Origin of the sequence: Fibrobacter sp. UWT3, assembly GCF_900230125.1 — a bacterium.
Taxonomy (GTDB): domain Bacteria; phylum Fibrobacterota; class Fibrobacteria; order Fibrobacterales; family Fibrobacteraceae; genus Fibrobacter.
Map to the genome: position 1 here is coordinate 25,007 of NZ_OCSS01000001.1, position 18,411 is coordinate 43,417.

The 18,411-nt window shown below is 44.9% G+C and carries 21 protein-coding genes; 15 read left to right on the forward strand and 6 right to left on the reverse strand.

Features of this window, described 5'->3' with window-relative positions; genetic code table 11:
• Positions 1–4 precede the first annotated feature (4 nt).
• The 5 genes from CRO08_RS00135 to CRO08_RS00155 are packed head-to-tail and all read left to right on the forward strand — an operon-like array spanning position 5 to position 5,614.
• Complete coding sequence (locus tag CRO08_RS00135) at positions 5–1,606, forward strand: aldolase catalytic domain-containing protein (protein ID WP_097034573.1); 1,602 nt, start codon at positions 5–7, stop codon at positions 1,604–1,606.
• Between the two features lie 22 nt (positions 1,607–1,628).
• A complete protein-coding gene (locus CRO08_RS00140; RefSeq protein WP_097034574.1) occupies positions 1,629–1,871 on the forward strand; it encodes an acyl carrier protein in 243 nt (80 codons plus the stop codon).
• 19 nt (positions 1,872–1,890) lie between these two features.
• Positions 1,891–3,297: an AMP-binding protein gene (locus tag CRO08_RS00145; RefSeq protein WP_097034575.1), complete on the forward strand. Its 1,407-nt coding sequence runs from the start codon at positions 1,891–1,893 to the stop codon at positions 3,295–3,297.
• Positions 3,298–4,401, forward strand: a complete 1,104-nt coding sequence (locus CRO08_RS00150) for an acyl-protein synthetase (RefSeq protein ID WP_097034576.1) — start codon at positions 3,298–3,300, stop codon at positions 4,399–4,401. It begins immediately after the preceding gene.
• On the forward strand, positions 4,385–5,614 hold the full coding sequence (locus tag CRO08_RS00155) for an acyl-CoA reductase (RefSeq protein ID WP_176495002.1): 1,230 nt from the start codon (positions 4,385–4,387) through the stop codon (positions 5,612–5,614). The genes CRO08_RS00150 and CRO08_RS00155 overlap by 17 nt, the downstream gene beginning before the upstream one ends.
• 8 nt (positions 5,615–5,622) lie before the next feature.
• Here the strand turns inward: CRO08_RS00155 and CRO08_RS00160 are convergent, their stop codons facing one another.
• The gene (locus CRO08_RS00160) at positions 5,623–5,961 is read right to left on the reverse strand and encodes a hypothetical protein (RefSeq protein ID WP_072809356.1); all 339 of its coding nucleotides are present in this window, start codon (positions 5,959–5,961) and stop codon (positions 5,623–5,625) included.
• A complete protein-coding gene (locus CRO08_RS00165; protein ID WP_097034579.1) occupies positions 5,958–6,293 on the reverse strand; it encodes an EamA family transporter in 336 nt (111 codons plus the stop codon). The genes CRO08_RS00160 and CRO08_RS00165 overlap by 4 nt, the downstream gene beginning before the upstream one ends.
• 350 nt (positions 6,294–6,643) lie before the next feature.
• Between CRO08_RS00165 and CRO08_RS00170 the strand changes: the two genes are divergently transcribed.
• The 3 genes from CRO08_RS00170 (at position 6,644) to CRO08_RS00180 (ending at position 9,057) form a co-directional block, all read left to right on the forward strand.
• Positions 6,644–6,985 (forward strand): hypothetical protein, encoded by a 342-nt coding sequence (locus tag CRO08_RS00170; protein ID WP_097034580.1) that lies wholly within the window; start codon positions 6,644–6,646, stop codon positions 6,983–6,985.
• Positions 6,986–7,192: 207 nt separating this feature from the next.
• Complete coding sequence (locus CRO08_RS00175) at positions 7,193–8,404, forward strand: ATP/GTP-binding protein (RefSeq protein WP_097034581.1); 1,212 nt, start codon at positions 7,193–7,195, stop codon at positions 8,402–8,404.
• A 14-nt stretch (positions 8,405–8,418) separates the two neighbouring features.
• The gene (locus tag CRO08_RS00180) at positions 8,419–9,057 is read left to right on the forward strand and encodes a HEPN domain-containing protein (protein WP_141398166.1); all 639 of its coding nucleotides are present in this window, start codon (positions 8,419–8,421) and stop codon (positions 9,055–9,057) included.
• A gap of 75 nt (positions 9,058–9,132) precedes the next feature.
• Here the strand turns inward: CRO08_RS00180 and CRO08_RS00185 are convergent, their stop codons facing one another.
• Positions 9,133–10,839, reverse strand: a complete 1,707-nt coding sequence (locus CRO08_RS00185) for an ATP-binding protein (protein WP_097034583.1) — start codon at positions 10,837–10,839, stop codon at positions 9,133–9,135.
• 170 nt (positions 10,840–11,009) lie between these two features.
• On the opposite strand from CRO08_RS00185, the gene CRO08_RS00190 reads away from it, so the two are divergent.
• Both CRO08_RS00190 and CRO08_RS00195 read left to right on the forward strand, forming a co-directional pair.
• On the forward strand, positions 11,010–11,612 hold the full coding sequence (locus tag CRO08_RS00190) for a type IV toxin-antitoxin system AbiEi family antitoxin domain-containing protein (protein WP_097034584.1): 603 nt from the start codon (positions 11,010–11,012) through the stop codon (positions 11,610–11,612).
• Positions 11,609–12,472, forward strand: coding sequence for a nucleotidyl transferase AbiEii/AbiGii toxin family protein (locus tag CRO08_RS00195; protein ID WP_097034585.1), 864 nt, complete (start codon positions 11,609–11,611; stop codon positions 12,470–12,472). The genes CRO08_RS00190 and CRO08_RS00195 overlap by 4 nt, the downstream gene beginning before the upstream one ends.
• Here the strand turns inward: CRO08_RS00195 and CRO08_RS17195 are convergent.
• Positions 12,460–12,585 carry a hypothetical protein gene (locus tag CRO08_RS17195; RefSeq protein WP_255252169.1) on the reverse strand — a complete coding sequence of 42 codons (126 nt, stop codon included), beginning with the start codon at positions 12,583–12,585 and terminating at the stop codon, positions 12,460–12,462. The genes CRO08_RS00195 and CRO08_RS17195 overlap by 13 nt on opposite strands.
• Complete coding sequence (locus CRO08_RS16850) at positions 12,582–12,740, reverse strand: hypothetical protein (RefSeq protein ID WP_176495003.1); 159 nt, start codon at positions 12,738–12,740, stop codon at positions 12,582–12,584. Before CRO08_RS16850 ends, CRO08_RS17195 begins: the two co-directional genes overlap by 4 nt.
• Before the next feature lie 234 nt (positions 12,741–12,974).
• Here CRO08_RS16850 and CRO08_RS00200 point away from each other — a divergent pair, with 234 nt between their 5' ends.
• The 4 genes from CRO08_RS00200 (at position 12,975) to CRO08_RS00215 (ending at position 17,208) form a co-directional block, all read left to right on the forward strand.
• On the forward strand, positions 12,975–14,333 hold the full coding sequence (locus CRO08_RS00200) for an ATP-binding protein (protein ID WP_097034586.1): 1,359 nt from the start codon (positions 12,975–12,977) through the stop codon (positions 14,331–14,333).
• Positions 14,334–14,755: 422 nt separating this feature from the next.
• A complete protein-coding gene (locus CRO08_RS00205) occupies positions 14,756–15,358 on the forward strand; it encodes a type IV toxin-antitoxin system AbiEi family antitoxin domain-containing protein (protein WP_176495004.1) in 603 nt (200 codons plus the stop codon).
• Positions 15,359–15,616: 258 nt separating this feature from the next.
• Positions 15,617–15,922 (forward strand): helix-turn-helix domain-containing protein, encoded by a 306-nt coding sequence (locus tag CRO08_RS00210; RefSeq protein WP_097034588.1) that lies wholly within the window; start codon positions 15,617–15,619, stop codon positions 15,920–15,922.
• The gene (locus CRO08_RS00215) at positions 15,919–17,208 is read left to right on the forward strand and encodes a type II toxin-antitoxin system HipA family toxin (RefSeq protein ID WP_097034589.1); all 1,290 of its coding nucleotides are present in this window, start codon (positions 15,919–15,921) and stop codon (positions 17,206–17,208) included. Before CRO08_RS00210 ends, CRO08_RS00215 begins: the two co-directional genes overlap by 4 nt.
• Before the next feature lie 168 nt (positions 17,209–17,376).
• Here CRO08_RS00215 and CRO08_RS00220 read toward each other — a convergent pair whose 3' ends face one another.
• Entirely contained in the window at positions 17,377–17,913 is a 537-nt protein-coding gene (locus CRO08_RS00220; RefSeq protein ID WP_097034590.1) for a hypothetical protein, read from the reverse strand.
• Positions 17,914–18,083: 170 nt separating this feature from the next.
• On the opposite strand from CRO08_RS00220, the gene CRO08_RS00225 reads away from it, so the two are divergent.
• Complete coding sequence (locus CRO08_RS00225) at positions 18,084–18,407, forward strand: type II toxin-antitoxin system RelE/ParE family toxin (RefSeq protein WP_097034591.1); 324 nt, start codon at positions 18,084–18,086, stop codon at positions 18,405–18,407.
• Positions 18,408–18,411 lie beyond the last annotated feature (4 nt).

The following is an 18,411-nucleotide window of genomic DNA, read 5'->3' on the forward strand; positions in this document are numbered from 1 at the left end:
GAAAATGCAACTGCTGGATTGTACTCTTAGAGATGGAGCTTATATTGTTGATGCGAAGTTTGGAACTTCCGCAATCAAGGGAATTATTGACAAACTGCAGAAAGCCAATATTGAGATTATTGAGTGCGGATGGTTAAAGAATACGGAACATAAAATTGGCACGACTTTTTTCCATGTTCCAGAAGACATTTCCAGATACGTCAACAAAAAAAGCGAAAAGTCTATATTTGTTGCCATGATTGACTGGGACAGGTATGATCTCAACTACTTACCTCAGAATGATAATAGCATCTTAGATGCCATCAGAGTGGTTTTCCCTCGGGGAAAGGCCAAGGAAGGAATCGAAGTCGGTCGCCAGATTCTTGCAAAGGGTTACAAAGTATTTTTCCAAGCTGCAAATACATTGGCTTACACCGATGAAGAACTTGTAGAATTGGCGGAATGTGTCAACAGCATTGATGCCGAGGCTCTATCCATTGTCGATACATTCGGTGCAATGTACGAAGAAGATTTGGACCGTATCATTGAAAAACTTGATGAGACTCTTGATCCTCGTATAAAATTGGGATTCCATTCACATAACAATCAGCAATTGTCATTTGCCCTTACTCAGTATTTTGTGAACAGGTTGCAGTATTCTGAACGTGATGTGGTTGTGGATGCAAGCTTGTGCGGCATGGGCCGCGGGGCGGGCAATACAACAACTGAACTAGCGGCTAGCTTTCTTAACAGAAAGTATGATTGCGGCTACGAAATGGATCAAATTCTTGATGCGATTGACCTGTATATGGGGTATTTCAAGGAAAATTATAGTTGGGGGTATTCAACACCGTATTTCATTTCTGGCATGTGTTGTTGCCATGTGAACAACATTGCGTATCTTTTGAAAAATCACAGAACAAATGCAAAAGATATGAATGAAATTATTAAGTCTTTGAATCCTCAGGACCGCATAAAATATGATTACGATTTACTCGAAGAAAAGTATATAGAGAATCAGAATAAAATTGTTGATGATAAAGAAACGATTGACGCCTTAAGCCATGCTCTTCAGGGTAGAAAGGTTCTTCTTATCGCTCCTGGAAAATCAACGCTTACTGAAAGTTATAAGATAAAGGGATATATTAAGGCTAAGAATCCTGTTGTCATTGAGGTTAATGCAATCAATCCAGAATATGATGCTGATTATTTATTCCTTATCTCGAATAGCAGATACGATTATTCCAAAAGTATCTATCCGGAGCAATTTGGGAATATGAAAAAGATTCTTTTGTCTAATATTGCCGCGACGCATGATGAAAAGAATTTTGTGGTCAACTTCAATAGAGTTGTCAAACGTGGCTGGGATTATTTTGACAATGCCGTAATAGACTGCCTACGTTTGATGAGCGTCCTTAATGTAAAGGATGTTGCTGTCGCTGGTTTTGACGAATTTAGAGAACATTACAACGAAACATACGCAGATTCATCGCTTCCGACAGTAAATCCTGAGGGAAACAGCGACAAGTTGAACAAAGAAATTCTAGATATGTTTAAGGATTTTAAAAAGACCGTAGGCGATTCAATGAATATTGAATTTGTTACTAAAAGTATTTTTGATGTTTAAATAGCCAACATGGAGAATTGTTATGACAAATCTTGAAAAGTATAAAAACGCCTTTGTTGAAGGACTCGGAATCCCTGCTGAAAAGGCTGTTGACGGGCTCGAATACCAAGCCATCCCCGAATGGGATTCTGTTGGTCATATGGGGCTTATTGCGAGCCTTGAAGAAGCCTTTGACATCATGATGGATACCGATGACATCATTGATTTCAGTTCTTACACGAAAGGTATTGAAATTCTCAAGAAATACAATGTCCAGATGGATTGATTGTCATTGGGTTTGACCCATGTGGAACTTCGATAAATTTGCGGACAATACTGCCGTCATAACCGAAAGCGGAGATAAAGTTTCTTACTCTGCTTTAGGCAAGTATTGTGCTGATTTGACTCGAAGCATTCCGCATCGTTGTTTGGTGTTCAACCTTTGCAAAAACGAACTTGGTTCGTTCGTTGGCTATGTTGGCTTTCTGAACGCAGGCATCGTCCCGCTGATGCTCAAGGTCGACTTGGATGCAGACCTTTTGCGTGAACTTATCGAGAAGTATAAGCCCGATTATATCCATGCGCCAACTGATATGGTAGAGCTGTACTCAGACTGCAAATGCGTATATCAGAATTTGGGATACGCCTTGCTGAAAACGAAATATGAATGTGTTTATCCGTTGCATAATGATCTTGCGTTGTTGCTCACGACTAGCGGTTCAACGGGTAGCCCAAAACTTGTTCGCCAGAGCTATAAAAACATTGAATCGAATACAAAGTCTATCGTAGAGTACCTTTCTCTGGATGAGTCGGAACGCACGATTACAACGCTCCCGATGAACTACACTTATGGGATTTCCATCATCAATACCCATTTGGCTGCAGGGGCGTCGATTGTCCTCACGGACAAGGCTTTGATGCAAAAAGAATTCTGGCAACAGCTGAAAGATTTTGAGGCGACAAATTTCGGCGGAGTTCCTTACACTTTTGAAATGCTGAACCGGCTGCGTTTTGAACGCATGAACTTGCCTGCGCTAAGGTGCGTCACGCAAGCAGGGGGTAAACTTTCTCCTGCATTGCATGAAAAGTTTGCCAAGTGGGCTGCTGGTGCGGGTAAAAAGTTTATCGTGATGTATGGGCAAACCGAAGCCACGGCAAGAATGTCGTATCTCCCTGCAGAAACGTCTCTTGAGAAATGTGGGAGCATCGGCATTGCAATCCCCGGAGGCCGTTTTGCGCTGCTTGGTGAAAATGGTGCTGAGATTGCGGAACCCGAAACACCTGGTGAACTTGTCTATTATGGCGACAACGTGACCATGGGTTACGCCGAATGTGGCGAAGACCTGGCAAAAGGCGACGAACGCAATGGCAAGCTAGAAACGGGTGACATGGCCAAGTTCGACAAGGATGGATACTATTACATTGTCGGTCGAAAAAAGCGTTTCCTCAAAATTTTCGGAAACCGTGTGAACCTTGACGAAACGGAACGTCTTTTGAAAACGGAATTTCCGAATTGCGATTTTGCCTGTGCCGGCGTTGATGACAAAATGTCCGTGTTCGTGACTGACGAAAAAATAAAAGATGCAGTGTTGCCGTTCCTGACGGATAAATTGAAGCTCCACGCGTCGGCATTCAAAGTCTGTTTTATAAACGCCATTCCAAGAAACGAATCGGGGAAAGTCCTTTATAAGGACTTGCCGGAGGGTGCGTAGATGCTTACGGATGACGAACTGAATATACCGCCGTATTCGCTTTCGAAAGACGAAAAGCGAGCGTTTCTGACAAAGCATCTGGCCGACTTGACCCGCCAACATTATGCGAATTGCGCTGAATACAAGAAAATCCTAGACGCGATTTCTTTTGATGTGAGCGGTAATTGGGGTTACAGGCAAATCCCTTTTTTGCCTGTGCGGTTATTCAAGGAATATGAACTAACATCCGTGCCTGCGGAATCTGTTGTTAAGACTTTAACGAGTTCCGGAACCACAGGGCAGAAGGTTTCAAAGATTTTCCTTGATAAGGCTACCTCGGCAACGCAATCCAAGGTCCTGACAAAAATCGTTTCGTCATTCCTTGGCAAACAGCGTGTGCCAATGCTAATCCTTGATACATCTGCGGTAATCAAGAATCGTGCGATGTTCTCCGCCCGCGGTGCTGGCATATTAGGTTTTTCAATGTTTGGCACGGATCGTCTTTATGCTCTTGACGACGAAATGAACTTGAATATTGACGCGATAAAGGCTTTCTTAGAAAAGCACCAAGGCGAGACGATATTCTTGTTCGGGTTCACCTTCATGATTTGGCAACATTTCTACAAGGAACTGAAAAAACGGGGCTTCAAACTTGATTTGTCCAAGGGAGTCCTTATTCATGGCGGCGGCTGGAAGAAACTGGTGAATGAGGCTGTCTGCCCTGTCGATTTTAAGAAGGCTCTCCACGATGTTTGTGGTATTATGCCGGAGAACATTCACGACTACTACGGCATGGTAGAACAGACGGGTTCTATTTATGTGGAATGCGAATGTAATCATCTGCACACGAGTGTTTTTTCGGATATCATTTGCCGTAGGCCAGGAGATTTTTCGGAATGCGATTTTGGCGAAGAAGGCTTGATTGAAGTCGTGTCCGTTTTACCGGAAAGTTATCCTGGTCATGCGTTGCTGACAGAGGATGTCGGCGTTGTGCTTGGCGAAGATGATTGCCCGTGTGGTCGCAAAGGAAAATACTTCAAGATAAATGGCCGAATCGCGAAGGCTGAAATCAGGGGATGCAGCGATACCTATGCAGCGGAGGCAGCAAATGCAACAAGAGTTTAGTGCCGTCCAAAATGAGGTGAAGTTCCTGTTCCCTTCAGCAGAAAATGTTGAAGGCGTCGCGAATCACAAATCGTTCGCTCCGTTCGATAACTTGGTATGCGCTTTTTTAAATGAAGTTTCTAGAAAACTTCTTGTCGATAACGAGGCGAAAGCCTATCCCGATGTTGTCACGTTTGCTTTCTTCTGCCGCAAGGCGAATGTGGAGCAAATGAAAAAGGCTTATGACGGCAGGCTTCAAGGACGGCTGGGCCGCGGAGTGACGTTTCATATTGCTCCGTCCAATGTGCCTATAAATTTTGCATATACGCTTGTCGCCGGTTTGCTTGCAGGCAACCGTTGCATTGTCCGAGCTTCGTCGAAGGATTTCGCCCAGACGCGGATTGTATGCAAGGCTTTCTGCAGTGTTGCTGAAATGCCGGAATATGAAGATTTGAAGAATATCTTTTCTGTGGTGATGTTTAATCATTCTGTTAAGGTGATGGATTTCTTCTCGTCTATTTGTGATATCCGTGTCATTTGGGGTGGTGATAATACAATTGCCGAAATTCGCAAATCTCCATTACAGCCGCGAGCAACAGAAATTACCTTTGCTGACCGCTATTCGTTTGCTGTATTTGATGCGAAATATGTGGTGTCGTTGAATGATGACGAGATGAAAAAAGTTACGCAGGCTTTTTATAACGATACCTACCTTTACGATCAAAACGCTTGTTCGTCTCCGCGACTTATTGTCTGGCTTGGCGATAATGATTTGTGTAGCGTGGCTAAAGAAAAATTCTGGAACGTTATCCACGAAAATATTTCGTCAAGATACAGCCTTGCTCCGATACTCTCTGTGGATAAGCTCACTGCGCAGTATAAGTGTGCCGTAGAACTTGATGCTGTGAAAATTGAACAGTCACAAGATAATCTAATTACGCGAGTTTTGCTTAAAACTCTTCCGCAGAATCTGAACGAATATACTTGTGCAGGCGGCTTTTATCTGGAATATGACACGGATAATCTTACCGACATTGTTCCTGTTGTGACCCGTAAATTCCAGACGCTCTCTTACTTAGGGGGCGATGCCGCTGAGTTGCAAAACTTTGTGGTGCAAAACGGCTTAAGCGGTATTGATCGAATCGTCCCTGTTGGCAAAACTGCAGATTTCAACCTTGTGTGGGACGGTTACGATCTGATTGAGAGCATGAGCAGGGCTGTGTCGGCTGTTTAATGAGAGTTTCACTCCCAAAAGAACACGACAACGCCCGCTAAGATAAGCGCGATTGCCGCAACTTTGCGCAGGTTGATTTTTTCCTTGAAACAGACGAATGCCAGGGCTGGCACGAACAGGTAACTGGCCGCCTCAATGGTGCCGAGTTCCTTGAGCAGCACGCCCTGGCTCAGCACATACACATTCGATACCAGCGAGAAAACCATCAGCGAGTACCCGCCAATAACCCACGGGTTCAGGTATTCCCTGACGATGGACTTGTGCGGCGTGATGGCGGCTTTTTTCAGGAGCATCTGGGCCACCGCCGCGACAAAGACGTTGAATAGTGCGAGCGCGTAGAACATCATGGCCTCGCGTACAGCGTAATGCCGCAGATGATGATTGCCGCCCCGACGATATTCGTCGTGGTGATAGCCTCGCCAAACACATAGTGCGCGAGCAGTAGCCCGAACACCACGCCCGTGCCCTTGAACATGTAGGCCAGGCTCACGTCCATCCGCTTGATAATCTGCTGCCACAGCACCGCATAGATTCCTAGCACGCCCACCGTGCAGGCGAGGAACGCGATGTACCCCAGCGAGAGGAACTCCCGCTGCGACGCAAGCTTCGAGAACACCCCCGAGGTGGTGTAAATGAAGAACGTGCCAATCAGGGCGATGTATTTAAGGACCGTGAGCATCTGATGGGGAATATAGATAATACAGCACCAAATAAAGCCATTTTTATTCGATTTTACCGTTTTATGGGGTCGAAATGCTCCAAGGGCGTAACTATAGAGGATTTCTTTATAGTTCAATAAGAAATGGGAACTTTTTTACAAAACAATTTTTTACCCCTGAATTCACCCTTGAACGGCGGTTAACCCCTTGCATATATGGGCGAAAAAATAATCGTTGAATTTCGCATAAAAACGACGTGTAATGATGCTGGCGAATGTAAACTTTGGTCGGGAATGTTCCCGTTTTAGATTTGGATTTTTCAAAGTGGCTATGTATCTTTTGACGGTCAAACGTTAAACAAGGAGCAATTATGCTTATTTCAAAAGGCAAAATCAGAAAAATCCATTCCATTTCTGAGTCGCAAGCTCAAGAAATCAAGAATTACCTTCAAGGTGCCATCCGCTGTCACGATAAAGTCGCGGCCTGCAAGTGGTTCTCCTTACGGGATTTGATGGGTGGCGAGAACTTCGACTGGAACGGGACGCCGATGCAGGACCTGTTCAAAGCCTATCGAGGCCGGAGTGATGCGTTCAAGATGACGGCCAAAAGCGCCGGATGGCTACTGAAAGCCGCCATAGAAGAAGACCCGTGCCGTCGGTACGAAACGAAAAAGGAGGCGTTCACCCGAATGTACCGCTGGGTCAGGGAGTAAGACAGCAAAAAGGAATCGGCAGGCCAAGCCTGCCGATTTATGTATTTTTTAGGCATGTTGGATAATCTATTTTGCAAACAGAAATCTTTGAATTTTTATAAAATAATGTGAATATTTGCAGAAAAATCACAAATTTGATAAAAATATTTGCTTTTTTGACAAAAATAGGTTATATTTACCTTGAAAATTAAACTCAGAAGGCGAATTATGCTTATTCAGTTTACCTGTTCGAATTATCGATCCATTAAGGATCCCGTCGTTTTTTCCATGGCCGCATCTAAGGATGATTGCATCAAAGATTCTCTCATATCTTTTGGTAAGGGGCGTTATTTGCGGGTGGCGGAAGTGTATGGGGCAAATGGATCTGGCAAGACGTCCCTGCTGGACGCTCTGTTGCTTATGTATAGGATTGTGCTGACTAGTAATACCGTTCAGCCGGGTTTTTCGATTTTGAGGTATCCACATAAGCTTTCTAAGCAGAAGGCTCCGACTTCGTTTTCGGTAGTTTTTGAAAAGAATGGTGTGAAGTATTCATATGGATTTAGCTATAACAAAGATGGCATCGTGGATGAATATCTTCATTATTGGCCAGGAGTAAAGAGGGCGGTGATTTTTGAGAGAACGTCACTTATGGACTATCAATTTGCCGATTCTTTTAAGAAGGCCGGCGATAATTGCAGGGGGCGTATGAAACCCAATAAGTTGCTTCTCTCATGTGCGGCAAATGAGACTGACATTCCTCAGGTTTCTGCGGCTTTTATGTTCTTTTTGGAAAATCTTGTTTTTTTTAGAGAAAGCGAATCCTTGTTTAACTATTCAATGCACCAGCTTAAGAATAGCCCTCAGATGAAGGCAGAGTTTCTCGGATTTATGAGGAACATAGGCTGCGATTTGGTTGATGTAAAAATTAAAGAAGGGCAACAAGTATTAGTTGATGATGCTGTTTCAATAACAACAACGCCACAAATGATGCAGAGCTCAATTGGGTATGAGTTAAAGTTGGTATACAAAAATTTTGAGGTGGATTATAGGGAAGAATCTTCGGGTGTCAAAAAATTATTTCAATTTGTGTGTCCTATGATGGACGCTCTTACAAATAATAGAGTGCTTATTTGTGATGAAATTGAAGCGCATTTACATCCTTCGATTGTTGCTGAAATAATCAAACGTTTTTGTCGGAATAAGGATTCGAAAAGCCAACTTATTACTGCAACCCATGACTCCGATTTATTGGATTTGAACGAGGTTCGTCGTGATCAGGTTTGGTTTACAGAAATGAATCCTAAAACGCGGTCGACGGATTTGTATTCGCTTGCGGAACTCAAGAACGTTCGTAAGGATGAAAACATCAAGAAGGGGTATATTCTTGGGCGGTACGGCGCAATTCCTATGTTGAACAGTAATTTCCGGGAGAAGTGATAATGCGGCGCTTTGTGGATGAATCTTCCCGGATTGAAAATGTCCGTCCCAAAAGAATGGTTCGCTTGCCGATAAAGGTAAGCGATGTTCGGAAGCATTTTGATGAAAACTTGAAGGATGTAAAGGACAAGTATAGTCTTGCGCAGAATGAACTTAAAACCAATCTTCGGTCAGCAGAGGAAATATGGCGCAGTCAGGTTGTCTTTCTCGAAAGCGCATTGGATTTTTATATTCATGAACTAGTTAAATATGGTCTATTGAAGATTTTCAATGGAGAGTGGCCTGAAACGGATAAAAGCAAGAAGTTTAAGGTTTCGTTCCCAGTAATGCTGAAATTGTACAGAAATCCCGAAAATGCAGAATCATTGCTTGGTGAGGAAATTGACACGGTAAACCGGGAAAACTGTTTCCTCGGATTCGAGTATATGCAGGCGAATTTGGGTATAGTTGGACTCAAGGCTGATTCCAAGCAAAAATCATTTATTGATGGACTTTATCGTCGCAGAAATCAGATTGCGCATCAGTCTGACCGTCGGCCGAATTCTGCAGAAAAGATTCCAATCAAAGAGCAGGATGTGAAGGACTATATCGAGAAGGTTCTCGCATTCGCAAGGTCAATAGACCGGCAAGTCAAAGAAAAGAATAGAAGATAAGTCAATAGGGTTGCCGCCCCGACTATGTTCGTCGTGGTGATGGTCTCGCCAAACACAAAGTGCGCGAGCATAAAATCATTTGTTGTTTTCCGATACCACTTCCCAGTGACCGCCATTATTGGGGCCGATGTGCTTAATTAGGCCTTCTTTTTTCATCCGTGTGAAATGCCATTCTACGCCTTTATAGGATATTTGAAGTTCCTTTGCCAAATCCGTTAAGATTGCTTCGGGGTGCTGGCGGAGATAATCCAGTATTTTACCCCTAGTTTTACCCCTAGTTTTACCCCTAGTTTTGGAATTCTGCTCAATATAGTTAGGGTCGTTGACTATTGAACTGATGTCGTCAATTTTATCAGTTGTCGCATTTTGCAAGGCAATGAAATCCGTATTAGGTGAATATGCTGCACCGAGCTTTTGCAGCAGCCCTTTTTTATATAATGAATCAAGGACTGCATTCGCACATCCGTCGTTATTGCCTAGACAAATCTTTTGGAGCGTGATAAGCTCTTGTACAGATAGGGCTTTCTTGTTTTTGAGCGTTGGCTGTAGTTTGGTGATGTATTTCAGGAAAGCGACGCTCTTTATGGGCGCAAAGAATTTGATGCTGACCTGGAATGCATCGGTATTTGCGTAACTGGGAAGTGCCTTGCCGTCAACAATGCTTTGGTAGAACATCTTGTCGACGCCCTGACCGGATCGTTCGATAAGCCCTGTCTTTTGCAATACTTCGCATAGGAGCTTATTTCGGGGGACGCTGTTGGTTGTGAGTATATTGTCTAAGTCGACCCCGATAGGAAAGCCGCCTGCATTGGTGATTTCGAGATAATCCGGACTTTGCCTTACAACGACATCGCTGTGGATTAAGTAGGACCGGTGGCAAATTGCATTCAGGAGGGCTTCGCGGATGCTTTTCTCGTTATACGAGGGGACATCGTATATGTAGGGCCCATCTTGATAATGCTGGAGCGGGTTGCTTGCGGGCTGATTTATATATTCCCAAATGTGGTCGATTTCTGCAAACAGGGCCTCCTGAAATTCCTTGCGTGCGGAGTATTCAATGGCTGTTGGGATGGTCCTGAATTCCACCGTGATTCTATTTTGTGGTAGATATTTACGAATGGTTTCTCTGTTCCCGAGAAGAATTAGGGCCGCATAGGTACTCTTGTTGCCATGCATCAAATCCAAGTCCGACAGTAGCTGAGTCGTTGACAGTGTCAGAAACAGTGGATTCTCTTGCTTTGCAGAGTATTTTTGTTTTAAGATGTTTATTGCGGCTTTGTCCAGGTCCTTGATTTTCAGGCCTTCACAAATTTTGGCGGAAAAATCGGGTTCCTGTTCAGAAAGGATAGAAAACATTTCGGTATCCGACATTTCACGCAAACTTTCGCCGACGCGCATAAGGGCGACGCCTTCAAATTTCAGCAGGCGGCCAATAGGGCGTGACGGAATATGGATGACGAGTACGCGCAAGTTGTTTTCATGCAATTCTTCGGTCTTTACGCGGATTCCGAGCCGGGTGTATATTTCGTCTTCTAGATTGCCGGTATCGCCTTCTGCGAAATCTGAACCGACGACTCCGTGCGGATATTGGTCGGCCATTCCAAGTACGAGTTTCCCGCCTTTTTCGTTTGCGAGGGCAACTATATAGCCCAGAACACATCTCCGACGTTCTTTAGGATCCGCGTTCTTCCCTCCGGCAAACGGATAATTATGCCTTGCGGCCTTGAATTCAACACGGTCTTCGCTTTCGCGAAGTTTCTTAAGATCGGCTATTCTTGTCATTGAATCAAAATCTCTTTTTTTCTAAATATACATTCAATGGGGCTGTTTAGGCAATAGCGGTGCCCGTGCCTATACCCGCTGCGACGCAAGCTTCGAGAAAGCCCCCGAGGTGGTGTATTTTCCCATTTTAGGTATTGACAATCATACTAATATCTTGTATATTTATTAGTATGGTTGTTAATAGTAAAGAGAAAAAACTGATGGACCTTCTCTCGGAAAAGGGAGGGCGGATTACAGCGAAAGAGGCTTCTCTTGCGGGTATTCACAGAATGTTCCTGAAACAGCTTACCGATGCTGGGAAAATCGTAAGGGTTGCGCGAGGGGTGTATCAGTTAGCTACGACCCAGGAAGATGAACTCCTAAATTTACAGCATCGTTGCCCGACAGGCGTCTTCTCGTGCGAGACGGCTTTGTTCCTGCATTCCTTGATGGAACGCGCTCCGTTTGTGTGGACGATGACTTTTAAGGGGTTCTACCATTCGCCCACTCTAGCAGAAAATGGAATTGTAGTAAAGCATTCATCGAAGAATCTTTATCCTCTTGAAATTGTAGAAGTCAATACGCCCTTAGGTAATGTTGTGCGTGCCTATTCTGCCGAAAGGACCTTGTGCGAAATCATGACGGCCAAGGTCGCTGCCGATATTCAGACAATAACCTATGCAATTAAAACGTACGTCGGCCGTAAAGAAAAGAATATTCCGAAACTGATGCAACTTGCAAAGATTTTTCATGTAGAAAAAAAACTCAGGGCGTATTTAGAGGTGCTGCTGTGATTGCGAATAACGAGATGCAGCTAAAGGCGTTGGTGAAGGATTTGTCTGCGAAGTATGGAATAACGCCACAGGCGACCTTGCAAATGTATTGCCTTGAACGCTTGTTGGATAGGATTGCCGCTTCTCGGTTTCGCAATCATTTCATTATTAAGGGCGGGTTCTTGATTGCTTCTATTCTTGGAGTAGGGAGCCGCTCTACGATGGACATCGATGCGACCATAAAGGGTTTTAGCGTCAGCTATGAAAACGTTGGCTCTGCTTTCAGGGAAATTTGCGGCGTAGATATTGCCGATCAGCTGACTTTCTCGTTCGTGCGGATTGAGGAGATTCGGGAAAAGGATGATTATCTTGGGCTTAGGGTGTTTATTGAATGCCGTTATGGAAAGATGAATGTTCCGTTGACTGTCGATCTTACGACGGGAGATACGATAATTCCCCATGAAATAGAATACATGTATAAATGTGTGTTTGATGATAAGATGATTCCGATTATAGCTTATCCTCTAGAAAATGTTTTTGCAGAAAAACTTGATACGATTATTTCGAGGGGTGTGGCTAATACGCGAACTAGGGATTTCTACGACGTGTATACGCTTTACGCGTTGAAGAAAGAAGAAGTAAACTTTGAAACGCTAAGGATTGCTCTTGAAGCGACTTCTCGCCGGCGGAATACTTTTGAAATTTTGAAAGAATATCCGCAGATTCTGGAAAGTATTAAAGCGGATTCAATGCAAGGTGTTTTTTGGAGAAGATTCGTTGCCAAGAACCCGTTTGCCAGAGGGGTAACTTTGTCGCAGGCTATTGACTGCGCTAAGGAAATGCTGGATTTGGCGAAAGTAAGGAATCCTTACCGACTGTAGATGATTGCCGCCCCGACGATATTCGTCGTGGTGATTGCCTCGCCAAACACATAATGCGCGAGCAGTAGCCCGAACACCACGCCCGTGCCCTTGAACATGTACGCCAGACTCACGTCCCATTCCCCAGCACACCCACCGTGCAGCCCAGGAACGCGATGTACCCCGGCGAGAGAAACTCCCGCTGCGACGCAAGCTTCGAGAACACCCCCGACGTGGTGTAAATGAAGAACGTGCCGATCAGGGCGATGTACTTAAGGATGGAGAGCATTTGATGGGGAATATAGATAAAACGCCCTGCCGGAACAGGCGGAGAAGGGAAAATGGCCGGGAATGTGTGGGCTTTGGGTCAAGCATCTTCAGTGATGGTCACATAGGAGACTATAAAATTAGTGATTTTGGGCAAAAATACACAATAAAAAGTAGTGATTTTTGGCATTTTAGTTAAAATAAAACTTGTGATTTTGGGCAAAATAGGTTATATTTGCCGTAGAGAGGTGAAAAAATGACGAAAAAAGCCCCCATTTTTGAACGAAAGCTCTATAATAAAATGCTCCAATGGAAAAATGAGCGTGACGGTTCAACAGCCCTCATGATAAAGGGCGCCCGACGTGTCGGCAAATCAACGATTGTAGAGCAATTTGCGAAACAGGAATACAAGTCGTATATACTCATTGATTTTTCGAAGGTTTCCTCGGAAATCATGGCCCTTTTCGACGACCTTTCAAATCTGGACTACATTTTTTTGCGGCTCAAAATTGCCTACCAGGTAGAACTGGAAGAACGCAAGTCCTGCATCGTTTTTGACGAGATTCAGCTGTGTCCCAAGGCAAGGCAGGCCATCAAGCATCTTGTCAAGGACCACCGCTACGACTACATAGAAACAGGCTCGCTCATATCCATCAAGAAGAATGTGGAAAACATCGTCATTCCGAGTGAAGAAACTCGAATGGAACTTTTCCCTCTAGATTACGAGGAATTCCGATGGGCTCTGGGCGACAAGGCCACCGCCAATCTGCTCAGAGAGGCCGTCGCCAAAAGAATCCCTCTCGGTAACGGGGTGCACAGAAAACTGATGCGGGACTTTCGGCTGTATATGCTTGTGGGCGGCATGCCGCAGGCGGTTCACGAATATATCCGGTCGAACAGTTTCAAGATGGTCGATTCGGTCAAGCGCGAAATCATAGAACTTTACGAAGACGACTTTTCCAAGATTGACCCAAGCGGTCGTGCCGCAAGCCTGTTCGACGCAATCCCCGCACAACTTACCGGCAACGCCAAGCGTTATCAGGTCGGTTCTGTGCTGCCGGGCACCAAGGCAGACCGCGTTGAAGAAATTGTCGCGAACATGAGTGATTCTTCTACCATCGCACTCGCCTATCATGCAAATGACCCAAATACAGGCCTAGCCATGAACAAGAACATCAATTTCTACAAGATGTTCACCGCCGATACGGGGCTTTTTGTGACTCTCGCCTTCAAGGACAAGGACTTTACGGACAACATCATCTACGAGAAACTGCTGTCAGACAAGACCAGTGCGAATCTGGGATACATTTACGAAAACATGGTTGCACAAATGCTGCGTGCCGCAGGCCACGAACTCTATTACTACGCATGGCCCAAGGAGAATACGAACAGTAATTACGAGGTCGATTTCATCATATCGGAGAAGAGCAAAATTTGCCCCATAGAGGTCAAGTCGTCGAACTACAAGTCGCACACATCTCTTGATGAATTCTGTAAGAAATTTTCAAGCCGCATTGGCCGACGCATTCTCGCCTACACAAAGGACTTTATGGCAGACGGGAAAACAGACTGCATTCCGGTTTATTGGATTCCGTTTTTATCACGCGGATCCTGACGACACCCGCTAAGATAAGTGCGATTGCCGCCGCTTTCCGCAAGTTGTTTTTTTCCTTGAAGCAGACGAATGCCAGGGAAACGCCCTGCCGGAACAGGCGGAGCCGGGAAAATGGGCGACAAAAAGCGAATTCTACTGGACATTTTTTGCAAAATAAGCAAAATTGTCCACTTCTAATAGACAATATTCAGTTTATGGAGCAATGGCACTTTCTCGGCACGTTGACGGCACTTCAATCAAACTTTTTTTGAAAAACGCTTGACAGTGACACCCTGAAAATTTATATTAGTGCACAAGTGAGTAGTTTTTCGCGCGAAATACAATTGAAGACCCGCAATTTCAAGCCTGTTTGTGGGGAGGAGTGAAAAATGAACGATTTTAATATATTGACGTTTATACTAATATCTTGTATATTTATTAGTATGATTGTCAATAGTAAAGAAAAAATGCTGATGGACCTTCTCTCGGCAAAAGGTGGGCGGATTACTGCGAAAGAGGCTTCTCTTGCTGGTATTCACAGAATGTTCCTGAAACAGCTTTCCGATGCCGGGAAAATCGTAAGGGTTGCGCGAGGAGTGTATCAGTTGGAGACAGCGCAAGAGGACGAACTCCTGAATTTGCAGCATCGTTGCCCGACGGGCGTATTCTCGTGTGAAACGGCTTTGTTCCTGCATTCCTTGATGGAACGCGCTCCGCTTGTGTGGACGATGACTTTTAAGGGGTTCTACCATTCGCGCGCCCTAGCGAAAAATGGAATTGTGGTAAAGCATTCCTCGAAGCATCTTTATCCTCTTGAAATCGTAGACGTCAAGACTCCCTTGGGCAATACCGTGCGCGCCTATTCTGTAGAACGGACCTTGTGCGAAATCATGACAGCCAAGGTCGCTGCCGATATCCAGACAATAACCTATGCGATAAAAACGTATGTCGGCCGTAAAGAAAAGAATATTCCGAAACTGATGCAACTTGCAAAGACTTTCCATGTAGAAAAAAAAATCAGAGCGTATTTAGAGGTGTTGCTGTGATATGAGAAAATAAACTTTGAATCGCTAAGGAAATGCTGGATTTGACGAAAGTAAGGAATCCTTACTAACTGTAGAAGATTGCCGCCCCGACGATATTCGTCGTGGTGATCGCCTCGTCAAACGCATCAACAAAATATCGCCAATTACATCAAAAAGTGATTGAAAAGACGTGTGTATAACTATCGCAAAAAGCGATTTTATCGCCTTTTTTATCAATAATCATTCTTTTTGTGATGATTATTATATATATTTCTAACTATGTGGAACGAAATGTCGACACCCTCCATTTTGAGGGAAATGGGAGCAAGGCTCAAGGAATACCGTCTGCGCAAAGGGCTCATGCAGTCCGAACTGGCGGAGTCCGCCGGTGTTGGCGTGGGGACGATTGCCAAGATGGAACGCGGGGGTGCCGTATCCGTACAAATCTTGTTAAGCGTGTTGCGTTCTCTAGGAATGCTCGAGAATATAGAACAACTTCTGCCTGAGCCCCCCGTAAGCCCCCTCTTGTTGCGCAAGTTACAAGGCGGCAAGATTCGGCGTATCAAACGGAGTAAGGCCAAATGAGTGAACTTGTCGTAAATGTACACTTGTGGGATAAGCCTGTCGGAGCGTTATCGTGGGATGCTTCGCGGGGTATTGCCTATTTTGAATATGAGCCCAATTTTGTCCGCAATCCGTTGCCGGTGTCCCCGATAAAGATGCCTGTGACGAAGGGCGTTTTCTCTTTTGCCGAGAACAGGAACAACTGCTTTCGCGGCCTCCCTGGCTTCATTGCGGATTCGCTTCCGGATAAGTTCGGCGACCAGATTATCTCGGAATGGTTCCAGACCATGGGTCGCCCGCTAGAGACGGTGACTCCGCTGGAACGCCTGTGCTATGTGGGCAAGCGTTCTATGGGGGCTCTGGAGTTCGAACCCGGTTTGTCTACGCCGGAGCTTGACGAATCTACGGAAATTCTTGTGGACGATCTCGTAAAACTGGCCGAGAGCATTTTTCGGGATCGTGAAAAATTTCGGGAAAAACTTGTGCAGCAGGATAAGACCCTGTACGATATCTTGCGAGTCGGTACTTCTGCCGGCGGCGCAAAACCAAAAGCGATAATTGCCTATAACGAATCTACGGGTGAGGTGCGCAGTGGCCAGGTTCCTGCACCCAAAGGGTTCGGCTATTGGCTGCTCAAGTTCGACGGCGTAAGTTACAGCGAACACGACAGCATTACTGAAATTCCCCGCGGAATAGGCAACGTCGAATACGCCTACTATAAGATGGCTTTACGAGCCGGAATCCGCATGAGCGAGAGTCGCATTCTTGAAGATAGCAGCGGTTGCCACTTTATGACCAAGCGTTTTGATCGCACAGAAGACGGCTCCAAGCTGCATATGCAAACGCTTGCCGCCTTAGCCCACTTGGACCGAGACACTCGTCATTCTTATGAGGACGCCTTTGCCGTAATGCGTAAACTCGGACTCGACGCCAAGGCAGACGAAGACGTATTCCGTTGCATGGTGTTCAATGTGTTGACAAAAAATAACGATGACCACACCAAGAACATTTCCTTTTTGATGGATGGAGCCGGAACCTGGAAATTGGCTCCCGCATATGACCTGTGCTACGCTAATAATCCGAGGAGTCGCTGGATAAGTCGCCACCAGATGTCGGTGAATATGAAACAAGAGAATATCACCCGCGAAGACCTAAAAGCGGTGGCGGAACGCGTCGGAATCCGCAAGTACGCGGGAATCATAGACCAAGTTGAAAATGCGGTCGCTTGTTGGAACGAGATTGCGAAGGATTGCGGCGTTCGCGAAAATCACCGCGAAGAGATTTCGCGGGAACTGCATGAGAAATGAAATAGCCTAGAATTCCCCTTATAAGACCTGCTCAAGTCGCGGATGTACATCATTCGCGGGGCAAAAACGATTGAATTATACTTGACGGGGATTTTTCTCAAGACTGCGTTCAGAAGCAGAGTCTACCAAAGGAGGTATGAAAATGGCGAAGGTCGCGGTGTAGGCCAATCACCGTTTGCTGTCGATCTTTTTTAAAAACTCCTTGTCGTTTCCGTGGAAGCAAGTTTCATAAAAATCGGGTTCGTTTTTCTTTAGCCAGCGTACTTTTTCCTTCATTCCCTTTCGAATGTGCGAAATGTCAAGATGTGAATATTTCTCAACGGCGTGGGCGATATCTAGGATGTCGGGCCCGCAAAAACATGCGTCGTAATTGACATAGTCTATGAAGCCAAACCGGTCTTCTTCAACCTTCAGTTTTTCTTTGTAAGAAATAAAGACGTAATCGTCCTTGAACAGATGGTTTAGCTTCGCCATTTTGTATTGGATATCGACAACGCCCGACGTCTTGAGGAAACCCGTCATATACCAAAGCGTGCGACTGTGAATTTTTATGTAGTCTTCGGGCAGGTCCTCTGCTACGATTTTTGTCGGATAGCGTCCGTGTGAGTACAGAAATTTATTCTCGGTGTCCAGGATTTCCCGAAATCCTTTCCCGAATTTGCCATATGTGTAGATGAATGAATTGATACGCGGCTTCTTTCCCATAATTTGCTCCTTTGCTTTTTTTGCACTAGCAAGAATAAATCTATACTCGGCGTAATCCTGCTGTCAAGGGCTTGAACTGCGGGTGTGGAATTCAAAAAAAATAATGTACCTATTGCATTTATTAAAATTTTAATGTATATTGTAGGTGTAGTAAAATAATGAGGTGGTAGGTGCAAGTAGTATATGCAGATAAAGAATTGGCTCGCTGCGCAGGTGACAAGGCCTATGCAGTGAAGAAAATGGGGCAACGTCGTGCGGACGTCTATTTGAATAGGATAAACGACCTTCAGGGCGCCGCTGATCTGGAGTCTTTAAAGAATGTTCCTGGACGATATCACGAGTTGGTTGGCAATCGTGCTGGCCAATGGGCGTGCGACTTGGACCATCCGTATCGGCTTATCTTTAAACCGGTTATGAATAGTGCTGGAAATATTGTTGGTTTGATTGTCGAAAATACCGTTTCCATTCTAGAAATTGTAGATTATCACAAGTAGGAGC